This window comes from Arthrobacter sp. zg-Y919 (genome assembly GCF_030142045.1).
In the GTDB taxonomy this organism is placed as follows: domain Bacteria; phylum Actinomycetota; class Actinomycetes; order Actinomycetales; family Micrococcaceae; genus Arthrobacter_B.
On record NZ_CP126242.1, the window covers coordinates 2,732,626 to 2,744,078 of the forward strand.

General features: G+C 67.5%; 11 protein-coding genes. 5 read left to right on the forward strand and 6 right to left on the reverse strand.

Annotated features, from left to right (window positions below):
• Positions 1–390 precede the first annotated feature (390 nt).
• The 3 genes from QNO10_RS12880 to QNO10_RS12890 form a co-directional block, all read right to left on the reverse strand.
• Positions 391–957 carry a hypothetical protein gene (locus QNO10_RS12880; protein WP_229946571.1) on the reverse strand — a complete coding sequence of 189 codons (567 nt, stop codon included), beginning with the start codon at positions 955–957 and terminating at the stop codon, positions 391–393.
• A gap of 144 nt (positions 958–1,101) precedes the next feature.
• A complete protein-coding gene (locus QNO10_RS12885; protein ID WP_229946568.1) occupies positions 1,102–1,560 on the reverse strand; it encodes a DoxX family protein in 459 nt (152 codons plus the stop codon).
• 185 nt (positions 1,561–1,745) lie between these two features.
• Positions 1,746–2,921 carry a M20 metallopeptidase family protein gene (locus QNO10_RS12890; protein ID WP_229946564.1) on the reverse strand — a complete coding sequence of 392 codons (1,176 nt, stop codon included), beginning with the start codon at positions 2,919–2,921 and terminating at the stop codon, positions 1,746–1,748.
• Positions 2,922–3,137: 216 nt separating this feature from the next.
• Here QNO10_RS12890 and QNO10_RS12895 point away from each other — a divergent pair, with 216 nt between their 5' ends.
• From QNO10_RS12895 to QNO10_RS12910, 4 genes are all read left to right on the forward strand, one after another.
• On the forward strand, positions 3,138–4,568 hold the full coding sequence (locus tag QNO10_RS12895; protein WP_229946561.1) for a sensor histidine kinase: 1,431 nt from the start codon (positions 3,138–3,140) through the stop codon (positions 4,566–4,568).
• A 71-nt stretch (positions 4,569–4,639) separates the two neighbouring features.
• Complete coding sequence (locus QNO10_RS12900; RefSeq protein WP_229946560.1) at positions 4,640–5,458, forward strand: response regulator; 819 nt, start codon at positions 4,640–4,642, stop codon at positions 5,456–5,458.
• Between the two features lie 104 nt (positions 5,459–5,562).
• Positions 5,563–6,444 (forward strand): ABC transporter ATP-binding protein, encoded by an 882-nt coding sequence (locus tag QNO10_RS12905; RefSeq protein WP_229946559.1) that lies wholly within the window; start codon positions 5,563–5,565, stop codon positions 6,442–6,444.
• A complete protein-coding gene (locus QNO10_RS12910) occupies positions 6,441–7,670 on the forward strand; it encodes an ABC transporter permease (protein ID WP_229946556.1) in 1,230 nt (409 codons plus the stop codon). The genes QNO10_RS12905 and QNO10_RS12910 overlap by 4 nt, the downstream gene beginning before the upstream one ends.
• A gap of 2 nt (positions 7,671–7,672) precedes the next feature.
• Here QNO10_RS12910 and malQ read toward each other — a convergent pair whose 3' ends face one another.
• Both malQ and QNO10_RS12920 read right to left on the reverse strand, forming a co-directional pair.
• Positions 7,673–9,841 carry a 4-alpha-glucanotransferase gene (malQ, locus tag QNO10_RS12915; RefSeq protein ID WP_229946554.1) on the reverse strand — a complete coding sequence of 723 codons (2,169 nt, stop codon included), beginning with the start codon at positions 9,839–9,841 and terminating at the stop codon, positions 7,673–7,675.
• Positions 9,842–9,932: 91 nt separating this feature from the next.
• Entirely contained in the window at positions 9,933–10,259 is a 327-nt protein-coding gene (locus QNO10_RS12920) for a DUF6221 family protein (RefSeq protein ID WP_229946551.1), read from the reverse strand.
• 113 nt (positions 10,260–10,372) lie between these two features.
• Here QNO10_RS12920 and QNO10_RS12925 point away from each other — a divergent pair, with 113 nt between their 5' ends.
• On the forward strand, positions 10,373–10,606 hold the full coding sequence (locus QNO10_RS12925; RefSeq protein WP_229946548.1) for a hypothetical protein: 234 nt from the start codon (positions 10,373–10,375) through the stop codon (positions 10,604–10,606).
• Positions 10,607–10,627: 21 nt separating this feature from the next.
• Here the strand turns inward: QNO10_RS12925 and QNO10_RS12930 are convergent, their stop codons facing one another.
• Positions 10,628–11,395 carry an SDR family NAD(P)-dependent oxidoreductase gene (locus tag QNO10_RS12930; protein WP_229946545.1) on the reverse strand — a complete coding sequence of 256 codons (768 nt, stop codon included), beginning with the start codon at positions 11,393–11,395 and terminating at the stop codon, positions 10,628–10,630.
• Between the last annotated feature and the right edge of the window lie 58 nt (positions 11,396–11,453).

Below are 11,453 nucleotides of genomic sequence, written 5' to 3' on the forward strand. Positions count from 1 at the left end.
TCCCAGCTGCAACATCCGCACCACCGAGTGGGACGCTCTGCTGCGAACGAGGATCCTGGCGGGTTATCCCAACACAGCCTCCCACTTGGTGTGACTGGTGTGGCCCGTGTTGTCTCAGCAGCAACAACGGCACCACCGGGTGGGACGCTCTGCTGAGACTGAGAGTCCCAGGCTGGTTCATAGCGCAGTAGATGTCCCCGGCCAGTCAGCAGGCAGCATTTACTGCACTATGAACGGCGGGCCGCCCGTTCGTTGTACAGATAACGGGGCTTAGCACCGTTCGTTGTACAGATAATGGGCTCATTCGGCATCGAAAAGCCCATTATCTGTACAGTCGCTGAGCGCCGCGTTAGGCCTCTTCGTCGTCCCCCGCCCCAAATCGTCCCCGAGCTATTTCTCCGCGGGTTCCATAATTTCCAGTACGACGTTCGACCCGCTGTCAGGGTGGTAACTCCACGAAGCGGAGATGTCCCCCCACTGCGCATTTTGTGTGCCGTCAAGGGCTCGAGTGTTTCCCATTCGGCTACTGACGCTATCCGGCATTCCGGTCGCACCCAGAACGCATTCGATGTCCTCGTAGGCAGCACCGGTGGCGTAGTACTCCTCGCCCTGGCCGTCCATTGTCAGGCTCTGGCCCTCGTCGCCAAGCTCAATACCTGTTTCATCTTCTACACCGCATGTTTTCACCGCATCGATCAATGCGGTGGAAGGTTGAGTCGACGTCAGATCAATCTGCGCGATTAGGAGGCCGGCACCAAGTCCCACCAACAATCCGGCTGCAGCAAACAGCACGTAATTCCGGCGAGGAGAAGGCGACGCCGGCATGGCGGCTGCATTCGGCACCATTCCGGACGGTGGATCCAACGGTCGTGGCTGCGCGGGCGGCGCAAGGGGCGCCGGGGGCACATGGACGGCGTTGGGGACGGGGGCGGTCTGGTGATGCGGGTCCTGCGTCATAGCGTCTTCCTTTAGTACAGCCGGCGGATAGACAGAGCTCTGGCGCCCGCCGCTGTACTGCTCGCGCCTTTATCTACCCTCGGCACCCCGCGGGTATTGGTAAGGCTGGACGTAACACCCCGCCCAACCGCCAACACCAGGCACCTACCCCTTCAGCCCCTCCCGCAGGTCCTTCCACGCCCCGGTGGACCAGAGCGCCCACAGCACCAGCGGCGGCTGGAAGAACAACCGGACCAGCCGGGCACGGTCCGAATCCAGACCGAACGCGTCCGTATGCGTGACGTACTGGGAGATGTTGCCCGGGAAGATGGCAATGAAGAACGCCGCGGCCGCAAGACCGACAGGGACCCGGCGCTTCCGCAGCAGGATCAACGACGCACCAAGACTGATTTCAGCGACGCCGGACAGCAGCACCACGGCGTCCTCGTCCAGCGGCACCCAGTCCGGCACCTGCGCCTGGAATTCCTGCCGGGCGAAGGTCAGGTGTGAGGTGCCGGCAAACGCCAGAAACGTCCCCAGCCCGACGGCGGCCCAACGCCGGGGTTTCGACGTCGGCGGCGCTGGGCGGGCAGCAAGGGCGAGGACTTTCTTCAGGGCAGACATGCTCCCGACGCTAACACCCCGGCGTCGGCCGGGGCAGGAGTGCGGGCAGCCCCCGAGGGGCAGCGAGACATACACGGGCAGGGCTGCGGACAGGGGCAAGGGAACGGGGTCCCCGGCCCGCGGACCGGGGACCCCGGGCAGGGCCGGGGACCGCGGGCAGGGGCACCCGCTCCCTCCCCAGCCCCCTAGGTCAGCCGGTTGTACGCCAGCTGTGCCAGGGCGGCAGCCTGGTCCCCCAGCACCGCATCGTCGAAGACCACCCGCGGGGAGTGGTTCCACGCGGCGGTGACCGGGTTGACCGACGGCGGCGTCGCACCGAGGAAGAGGAAGGTACCGGGCACTTCGTTGAGCACCAGGGAGAAATCCTCCGACCCCATCAGCGGGTCCCGGGATTCCAGCACCCGGTCCTCGCCGAAAATCTCCCGCAGCCCGGTGATCGCCTCCCGGGTCCGGTCGGCATCGTTCCGGGTGACCGGGTACCGGATGGTGAAGTCCACCTCCACGGTGCAGCCGTGCGCGGCGGCAATCCCCTCGGCGAGCGCCTTGGACTCGACGATCACCCGGTCCAGGGATTCCTCCGACAAGGTACGCACGGAGGCACCCAGGCTGGCGGAATCGGGAATCACGTTGATCGCTTCCCCGGCGGAAAGCTGCGTCACGGTAAGCACAATCGGATCGAACGCGGAAAACCGGCGGGTGGCCATGGTCTGCAGCGCCGTGGCGATCTCGGTCAGCGCGGGCACCGGGTCGATGGCGGTCTGCGGCTGCGAGCTGTGCCCGCCGGATCCCTTCACGGTGATCCGCAGTTCGTTGGCGCCGGCCATCAGCGTGCCGGACTTGGTGCGGAACAAGCCCAGCGGACCCGGCCGCACATGGATACCGAAGGCCGCCACGGGACGTTCCCCGGCGGCGTCGAGCACTCCCTCGTCGATCATCAGGCTCGCACCGTCGTGGCCCTCCTCCCCCGGCTGGAACATAAAGATCACGTTGCCGGCGAGGTCCTGCTGCTGGGCGCAGAGCAGGCGGGCCGCACCCACCAGCCCGGCCACGTGCAGGTCATGCCCGCAGGCGTGCATGGCGCCGTTGGTGGAGGCATAGTCCAGGTCCGTCAGTTCGTTCACCGGCAGCGCATCCATGTCCCCGCGCAGCAGGACGGTGGGACCGGGCTCCGCCCCGCGCAGCACGGCGACCACCGAGGTGGTCTTGACCCCCAGGATGACCTCCAGGTCCAGCCCCTCCAGCGCGGCGAGGACCTTTTCCTGCGTTCGCGGCAAGTTGATTCCGGTCTCCGGGTCCCGGTGCAGCTCCCGACGCAGGGCCACCAGTTCAGGCAGGATCGCCTGTGCTTCCTGTACAAACATGCTTGAAGTCCCGTCATCCGCGCTGATAACCGGCCAGTACGGCCGCTGCTATCTACGCAGTAAACCACCCCTTCCCCTCCAGCACAGCGGTCGACGTCCCAACAGGGCGATTACGGGAAACGACGACGGCGGGACGGCCGGAGTTCCGCTCCCTCTGGGGGTGCTCATCCCTGCGGCCGATACTCCGCCGTCCCCGCCCCTCCTAGACTGGGCACCATGATCGAGACCATGGCCTTCGACACACCCGGGTCCGGGCACGGCCCCGGACAAGGCTCCACCGGCACCGAGCAGCACGGACCGACGCGTCCGCGTTGGCTTACCCGCCTCCCGTGGCGCACCGGCGAGGACTGGGAACGCCCGGGCCCCACCCGCGAGCAGCAGCGCCACGACATCATCGGCACCATCGTCCTGCTGCTGGTCTCGGCCTTCATCCTGGAAGTGAGCCGCGGAATCGGTGCCGTGGCCGGGGAAACCAAACCCATCTGGCTCCAGCACCTGGCCATGGCACTGATCATCCTGCCGCTGGCGGTGCGCCGGCGTTACCCAGTGGCCGTGATGCTGGCGTGCAGTGCGGTGTTCCTCGGCCTGGGCCTGCTGGTGCCCTCGGTCTCCATGCAGATGACCTTCCAGGCCGCCTACTTCGCCTCGCTCTACACCGCAGTCGCCTGGGCGAAGGACCGCAGGATGCTCTGGCTCGGCACTACGGTGGTCATTGCCGTGATGGCCTTGTGGGTCATCCTCTCCTTCACCGTCTCCTCCTCCTATGACTCCGTCCTGGAACGGATCATGGAAGGCGATGACACCTACCGCGGCTTCCTGCCCCCGCTGGTGTCGCTGGCGATCTACAACTTCGCCATCAATGCCGCCTACTTCGGCGGGGCCATCATGTTCGGCATGAACGCCTGGCGCAGCGCCCACCAGCGCGAGCTGCTCCTCACGCAGTCCGCCCAGCTGGAAGTCCAGGCGGCCGAGCTGGCCCGGCAGGCGGTGCTCGACGAGCGGCTGCGCATCGCCCGGGAGCTGCACGACGTCGTCGCGCACCACATCGCGGTGATCGGTGTCCAGGCCGGCGCGGCGCGGCGGGTGCTGGAGAAAAAACCCGGGGCTGCGGCGGGTGCCCTGCAGACCATCGAGGGTTCCTCCCGCGAAGCGGTGGAACAGATGCGGTCCCTGCTGGGCGTACTGCGCTCGGGTGAGCAACCCGGTTCGGAGTCCGACGGCGGTGCTCGGCGCGCGCCCGAGCCCGGGCTGGCGGACCTCCCGGCACTGGTGGCGGAGCATGGGCAGCTGGGACTGTCTGTTTCCTATCACCGGTCCGAGGATGTTCCCGGTGCCCTGGACCGGGTCCCCGCACCGATGGGCCTGTCGATTTACCGCACCGTGCAGGAATCCCTCGCCAACGTCCGCCGGCATTCGACCGCCGGTTCCGCCGTCGTGGCCCTGCGTACCGGCACCACCGGGGAGGGACGGGCCTGGGTGGAAGTGGAAACGGTCGATGACGGCCGGCCGCGGACCGGCAGCACCGCCGGGTCCGGATTCGGCATCCGGGGCATCCGCGAACGTGCTGATCTGCACGGCGGCATCGCCGAGATCGGACCGCGGTCCGGCGGCGGCTGGCGCGTCCGGGTCCGGTTTCCGGTGCGCTGACCGCTACCGTGGTTGCCTAAGGCCGCATACTGCGGCCGGCGGAATTCCTTCGAAAGGCAGATACCTAAGCAATGGAACCGATCCGGGTCCTGCTCGCCGATGACCAGGCCCTGCTGCGGGCCGGCTTCGCCATGATGCTCTCCGTGGAGGAGGAAATCGAGGTGGTGGGCCAGGCCGCCAACGGGGCCGAAGCGGTGGAGTTCGCCGCCACCCACCCCGTGGACATCATCCTCATGGACGTGCAGATGCCGGTCCTCGACGGGATCCGGGCCACGGAGCAGGTAGTGCAGGCGGGCACCGCGAAGGTCATCATCCTCACCACTTTCGAACGCGACGACTACCTGTTCGACGCACTCCGTGCCGGCGCCAGCGGGTTCCTGCTCAAGAATTCCGACCCGGACGACCTGGTGGCTGCGGTCCACGCCGTCGCCGGCGGCCACGCCCTGCTGGCACCGGAGATGACGGTCCGCGTGATCGAGCGCTTCACCCGGCAGCTGCATGCCGAAACCGCCGGTGCCCGCCGCGATTCGGCCCTTCCGGGGGCCGGTTCCGGCGCTGCCGTGGGGATGCAGCCGGGCGGCACCCAAGTGGGCCCCGCGCAACTGGGCGGCGCCCCGTCGTCGTCCGGTTCCGGGTCCGGTTCCGGGTCCACCGAGCAGCGGAAACTGCTGGCGTCGCTGACCTCCCGCGAACGCGAAGTCTTGGAACATGTGGCCGCAGGCAGGAGCAACGCCGAGATCGCCGCGGAAATGTTCGTCGCCGAAGCCACCGTCAAGACCCACGTGTCCAACCTGCTGGGCAAGATCCAGGTCCGGGACCGGGTGCAGGCCGTGGTGTTCGCCTACGAGTCCGCTCTCATCCTCCCGGGGGACAAGCCCGCGGCCGGCTGACCCGGCGGCTTCCATCCCGCGGCCGATCCCCTGCGGCGCTCTTCTGCCTAAGCTCGAAGCAGATGCCCCCACTAGGCCCGGCCTTTCCGGGAAAGGAGCAGCGCATGCTGCAGGTCCGCAACCTCACCCGCCGCTTCGGCGACAAAACCGCCGTCGACGACGTCACGTTCGATATCCCCTCCGGCCGCATGACCGGTTTCGTCGGGGCCAACGGCGCCGGCAAGACCACCACCATGCGCATGATCATGGGCGTCCTGACCGCCACGTCCGGGGACGTGCTGCTGGACGGCGCCCCGGTCACCGCTGCGCAGCGCGCACAGTTCGGGTACATGCCCGAAGAGCGCGGCCTCTACCCCAAGCAGCCCATCATTGACCAGCTGGTCTACCTCGGCCAGCTGCACCGGATGAGCCAGTCCTCGGCCCGCCGCGAGGCACTGGAACTGCTGGACCGGTTTAACCTCGCCGACCGCAGCAAGGACAAGCTCGAATCCCTCTCCCTGGGCAACCAGCAGCGGGTGCAGATTGCCGCGTCGCTGCTGCACCGTCCCACCGTCCTGATCCTGGATGAGCCGTTCTCCGGGCTGGATCCGCTCGCCGTCGACTCCATGGTGGAGCTGCTGCGGGAGCGGACCTCCGCCGGTGTTCCGGTCCTGTTCTCCAGCCACCAGCTGGACCTGGTGGACCGGCTCTGCGACAACCTGGTGGTGCTGCAGAGCGGCCGCCTGATGGCCGCCGGAACCGGCGACGAACTGCGCGCCACGGCACCCCGCCGGCACCGCATCACGGTCTCCCCCGACGCCGGCTGGCTGCGTGAGGAGCCCGGGCTCACCGTCGTCGACGTCGCCGGCCCGTCAGCGCTGGTGGAGTTCGACGACGACACCACCGCACAGCGCACCCTCGCCGCCGCCCTCTCCCGCGGCACGGTGCAGGAATTCGCCCCTCTCCGCCCGTCCCTGAGTGACATCTACCGTGAGGTGACAGCATGAGCACCGCAACCCGCACCCCCGTGGACAAGCCCGGGCAGGCTCCGGAGATTCCGGACACCACCCCGGCCTGGGCGATCGTGACGCTGCGCGAAGTCACGGTCAAAATGCGTGACCGCACCTACCTGCTCTCCACGCTCGTGACCCTGCTGCTGATCGTGGGCAGTGTCCTCTTCAACGCCTACATGTCCTCACGCGGTTCGGACCATACGGTGGCGGTGGCAGATAGCGCCGCCACCGAAATCGTCGCCGCCGCCGACGCCGCCGGACAGGGAGACGACGGAAACACCAGCTTCGAAGCCAAGACGGCCGACTCCCCGGATGCCGCCCTGCAGCTGGTCCGCGATGAAGACGCCGACGCCGCGCTGCTCCAGGGACAGGACGGCACCTGGACCCTGACCGGAAAGGACGAGATCAGCTCCGGGCTGCGCGGGCCGCTGTCCGAAGCCCTGACCAGCTACGTCATCAGTGAAAACGCGGCCGCTGCCGGCACCACGGCGGAGGAGCTGACCGCCGGCAGCGCGCTGGACGAAGCCCTGCTCGAAGGAGACGCAGACAAGGCCGTTATGGCCTCCATCGTCGGCTTCGCCTTCAGCTTCCTCTTCTACATGGCCACCATCATCTTCGGCATGGCGATCGCCACCTCGGTGCTGGAGGAGAAGCAGAACCGGGTGGTGGAAATCCTGGCGACCGCCATTCCCATCCGGCAGCTCCTCTACGGCAAGGTCATCGGCAACACCATCCTGGCCGTCGTGCAGCTGGCGCTCTACGGCGGCGCGGCCCTGCTGGCCCTGAACCTGACCGGGACCGCGGACATGGTCGGGTCCATCATCCCGGTCTCCGGCTGGTTCCTGGTCTTCTTCCTGATCGGGTTCCTGATCCTGGCCGCCGGCTGGGCGATGCTCGGGGCCATGGCCAGCCGGTCCGAGGACCTGAACAGCAGCTCCACCCCGGTGATGGCGGTCATCTTCGCGGCACTGTTCGCCGGGATGTTCGCCAAGGGGCAGTTGCTGGTCATTGCCTCGTTCGTCCCCGTCATTTCCTCCGTGGCCATGCCCATCCGGATGCTTAACTCGGATGTGCCGCTGTGGCAGACCTTCGCAGCTTTGGCCATTGCGCTGGCCGCGGCCTACGCCCTGCTGGCCTTCGCCGCGAAGATCTACCGGCGGGCGGTACTGCAGAGCGGAGGCGCACTGACCCTGCGCAAGGCCATGAAGCTGGAGCAGTAGCCCTAGATCCCCTTCTGCATCAGGGCGGCCAGGGAGCGGAACCGTTCGTTCCGCTCCAGGCCGTCCAGCAGCACCGCTTCACCGTCGGGACCGCAGAGCGGAATCCGCCAGTTGGGATACTCATCGGCGGTCCCAGGCTGGTTCTGCGTCTTTTTCTCGCCGACCAGGTCGGCCAGGGCCACGCCCAGCAGCACCGACGGCGTCTGCAGGATGAACTTATGCAGCCCCTCCACGGTCTGCTGGATTTCTTCCCCATGCATCTGCCCGGCCACCTGCTTCGAGGCGGATTTCGGCAGCAGCCCGCGCTGCCGGAGCCCGTCCAGGACAGCTTCCTGGGCCTTGCTGTCCGCCGCACGTTCCTCTTCCACCGGCCGGTTCAGCAGGCCCAGGGACTCACGCAGGTTCACGTGTTCGCCGGCCAGGTAGCCGGCCGTCGGCGGAAGGTCATGGGTGTTCACGCTCGTCAGCGCCCCCACCCGGTATTCCTCGGGAGCGCGGGGACCATCCTCCGTCTGTTCGAACCACAGGATGGAGGTGCCCAGCACGCCCCGCTCCCCCAGGTACTCCTGAACCCACGGCTCGAACACGCCCAGGTCCTCACCGATTACGACGGCGCCGGCCCGCTGCGCTTCGAGCGCCAGGATGCCGATCATCGCCTCGTGGTCGTAGTAGACATAGGCACCTTCACCGGGCGACTCCGCGTTCTGCGGAATCCACCAGAGCCGGAACAGGCCCAGGATGTGGTCCACCCGGATGCCGCCGGCGTGCCGGAGGATGGTGCGGATCATGTCCCGGTAGGCGGCGTAGCCGGACTCGGCCAGGCGTCCCGGGTGCCACGGCGGCTGGCTCCAGTCCTGGCCGCGCTGGTTGAACATATCCGGCGGGGCACCCACGGAGATGCCCTCGGTCAGCACATCGCGGAGCATCCACGCGTCGGCGCCGCTGGGGTGCACTCCCACGGCAAGGTCATGGATCACGCCGATCCCCATGCCAGCCTTCTTCGCCGACCGCTGCACGGCCTCGAGCTGTTCGTCGCAGATCCACTGCAGCCACTTGAAGAACTCGATCCGTTCCTGCAGGCGGGGCAGCTGGCGGACGACATAGTCGCTGTCCGGGCTGGAAGCCTCGGCCCATTCGGGGGCACCGGGCGCCAGGTCCTCGGCGAGGGCGCACCAGAGCGCAAAGTTGTCCAGGCCCTGGCCGGCGTCGGCCTTGAAGGCATCAAACTGCTTCTGCCGGCTGGGGCTGCGCTCCACCTGGTACACATCCTGCAGCACTGACAGTTTGGCCCCGTAGCTGGCGTCGCGGTCCAGTTCCCCGGCGGAGGTGTTGGCCGGGTAGAGGGAACGGGCCGCTTCCTCCGCGGCTTCCCGCTCGCCGTCGGTCAGGTAGGCGTACTCCGGGACGGCTTCCACCCGGATGTACAGCGGATTGAAGAACCGCCGGGTGGTGGGCAGGTACGGGGACGGTTCGATGGGCGGCACGGGTTCCGCGGCGTGCAGCGGGTTGATCAGGACGAACCCGGCGTCGTACTCCGTGCCTGCGACGGCGGCGAGGTCCGCCAGGTCGGTCAGGTCTCCGATCCCCCAGGAGCGGGAGGAGCGGACCGAGTACAGCTGGGCCTGAACACCCCAGGTGCGGCGGGCTTCGAGGGCGTCCGCGGTGTCGAGCCGGTCCGGGGTGACCACCAGGACGGCGCTGGCGGAAATGTCACCGCTGCGCACCTGAAGCCGGTGCCAGCCCAGGTCCAGGTCCTGCGGCAGCGGGACCAGGGTGCGGGCCAGCAGTGTGCCGTCGATGTCCCGTTCCTCGTCGGACTGCTTCGGCCAGTCGAGTTCCTGCTCGGAGCCGTCCTCCAGCTGCAGGGTGAGCTGCGCGGAGCTGCCGGCGGGCAGATGTACCGGCACGCTGCCGGGCTTGCCCTGGCGGACGACGGCGGTGGGCGGCAACGGCCGTTTCCAAGCGGCGGCCCTGGACTCGGCCAGGGACCGTTCCAGATCCTCCTCCGAGCCGGTCGCCATACCCATCGCGGAAAGAACACTGCGCAGCGTGGCATCGGAGACCTGCTGCTCGGAACCGTCCCAGCCCGTGAAGGTGGTGGCTACCTTGTGAAAGTCGGCAAGCTGGCGGAGCAGATCCGGCGTGGAGGGGGCTGTTGGCTTTTCACTCATAAAACCAATCTATGGCCCGCAGGCCGACGCCCGCATCTTCAGCCCCGGCCCCGGACCCCCGGGCCCCGCCAGGCCCGGCCGGGCGGTGCTCCTAGGGACGTTCCTGCGTCAGGCGCCAGGTGTCCTGGAAATCCGGATGGTCCTCGTGCACGGAGGCAAGGGCGGAGAGGGCCAGCCGCGTCCATTCCAGTTCCTCACGGAACTGGGGGTCGTCGTCGGGATCCACCACCATGCGCGAAAGGGCATGGCGGCGGGCACCTCCGATGATCTCGATGAGCATAAGCTTCGTTTCGCATTCCTTCAGCAGCCGCTCTTCGTACCAGCGGTCGGAAAGTGAAACATCGGAGGAGGAGAGTAGTTTGCGGGCCTCGGAGATGTCTTCCTGGAAACGCGTGACCAGGAAATCGACGATATCCATGGCCGAATCCTACCTGCCGCCATGCCTGCCGGTCAGGGGTCCATGCGTGAACGGGAATATTTACCGGCGATGCCGTGGTTAGTGTAAGTATCAACTAATTCAGGAGATGCATTTTGTCGGTAACCAGCGACCACTCCCCCGTCACATCTGCGCGCGCCCGGCGCGTGCGCAGCATCCGTTCACTCCACCGTGGAGACACCGTTGAAGCCCGCAGCGGCGGCACCACCTATTTCCGTGGCGAGATCCAGGACACCGCGCCGGGCCTGGCCACGGTCTGGATCCGCGATGAGTCCACCGGCCTGCGGAGCGCGGCCAGCATGGACGATTTCAGCATCTGGAAAGTCTAGAAACCCCGCTGCCAACCTGCTTCAGCGGTCGATGAGGGCCCCGGCGCTGATATTCAGCGTGGCCGCGGTCATGCTCGCAGCGCGGTCTGAGGCCGCGAACGCTGCCGCGTAGCCCACATCCTCCAGGGTGGCTGCGTGGCCCAGCATGGTGGATTTAGTGATGGCGTCGGCGATCTCGCCGGCGCCTTCCATGTTTTCCGGCAGGGTTTCCGGGATTCCGCCCGAGCGCAGGGTCAGCACCCGGATGCCGTAGGACCCCAGTTCACTGGCAAGCTGGCGGCGCATGGCCTCCATAGCTTCAAAGGCGGTCAGCAGCCCGCCCAGGTACAGTCCCGGCACCGGATCACCGGAGCCGCCAAAAACCAGGATCACTCCGGAACGCTGGCGCATCATCTGCCGTGCGGCGGCCTGCGAGGTCAGGAAAAACGTCTGGACCGCCGTGGCGACCGGCCGCAGGTAGTCGGCCAAGGGCATCTCCACCATCGGTGTTCCCTGAACGTCGCCGTGCTGGATGACATTCAGGGAGATGTCCAGGCTTCCTGCAGCCGCAACCACGTCATCGGCGTGTTCGCGCACTGCCCGCTCATTCGTGGCGTCCAGCAGCGCCGTGTCCACTGTTCCGCCGGCATGGCGGATCTTCGCCGCCACGGCTTCGAGCGGCTCCGGCGTCCGGCCGGCGAGGAATACGCGTGCCCCTTCCCGGGAGAAGGCCTCCGCCACGGCGCCGCCGATCCCTCCGCCGCCGCCGTAGATCACCGCGTTCTTACCGTTGAGCATTCCCTGCTGCATGGCGTCCTCCCGGTTGGCTTGACCGGCCCCATCATGGACCGTGCCACGCGCAGAGGCA

Coding starts and splice junctions, on each gene's coding strand:
- QNO10_RS12895 (WP_229946561.1), top strand. CDS start 3,138: ATGATCGAGACCATGGCCTTCGACACACCCGGGTCCGGGCACGGCCCC.
- QNO10_RS12905 (WP_229946559.1), top strand. CDS start 5,563: ATGCTGCAGGTCCGCAACCTCACCCGCCGCTTCGGCGACAAAACCGCC.
- QNO10_RS12890 (WP_229946564.1), bottom strand. CDS start 2,921: ATGTTTGTACAGGAAGCACAGGCGATCCTGCCTGAACTGGTGGCCCTG.
- QNO10_RS12920 (WP_229946551.1), bottom strand. CDS start 10,259: ATGGATATCGTCGATTTCCTGGTCACGCGTTTCCAGGAAGACATCTCC.
- QNO10_RS12880 (WP_229946571.1), bottom strand. CDS start 957: ATGACGCAGGACCCGCATCACCAGACCGCCCCCGTCCCCAACGCCGTC.
- QNO10_RS12885 (WP_229946568.1), bottom strand. CDS start 1,560: ATGTCTGCCCTGAAGAAAGTCCTCGCCCTTGCTGCCCGCCCAGCGCCG.
- QNO10_RS12930 (WP_229946545.1), bottom strand. CDS start 11,395: ATGCAGCAGGGAATGCTCAACGGTAAGAACGCGGTGATCTACGGCGGC.
- malQ (WP_229946554.1), bottom strand. CDS start 9,841: ATGAGTGAAAAGCCAACAGCCCCCTCCACGCCGGATCTGCTCCGCCAG.
- QNO10_RS12910 (WP_229946556.1), top strand. CDS start 6,441: ATGAGCACCGCAACCCGCACCCCCGTGGACAAGCCCGGGCAGGCTCCG.
- QNO10_RS12900 (WP_229946560.1), top strand. CDS start 4,640: ATGGAACCGATCCGGGTCCTGCTCGCCGATGACCAGGCCCTGCTGCGG.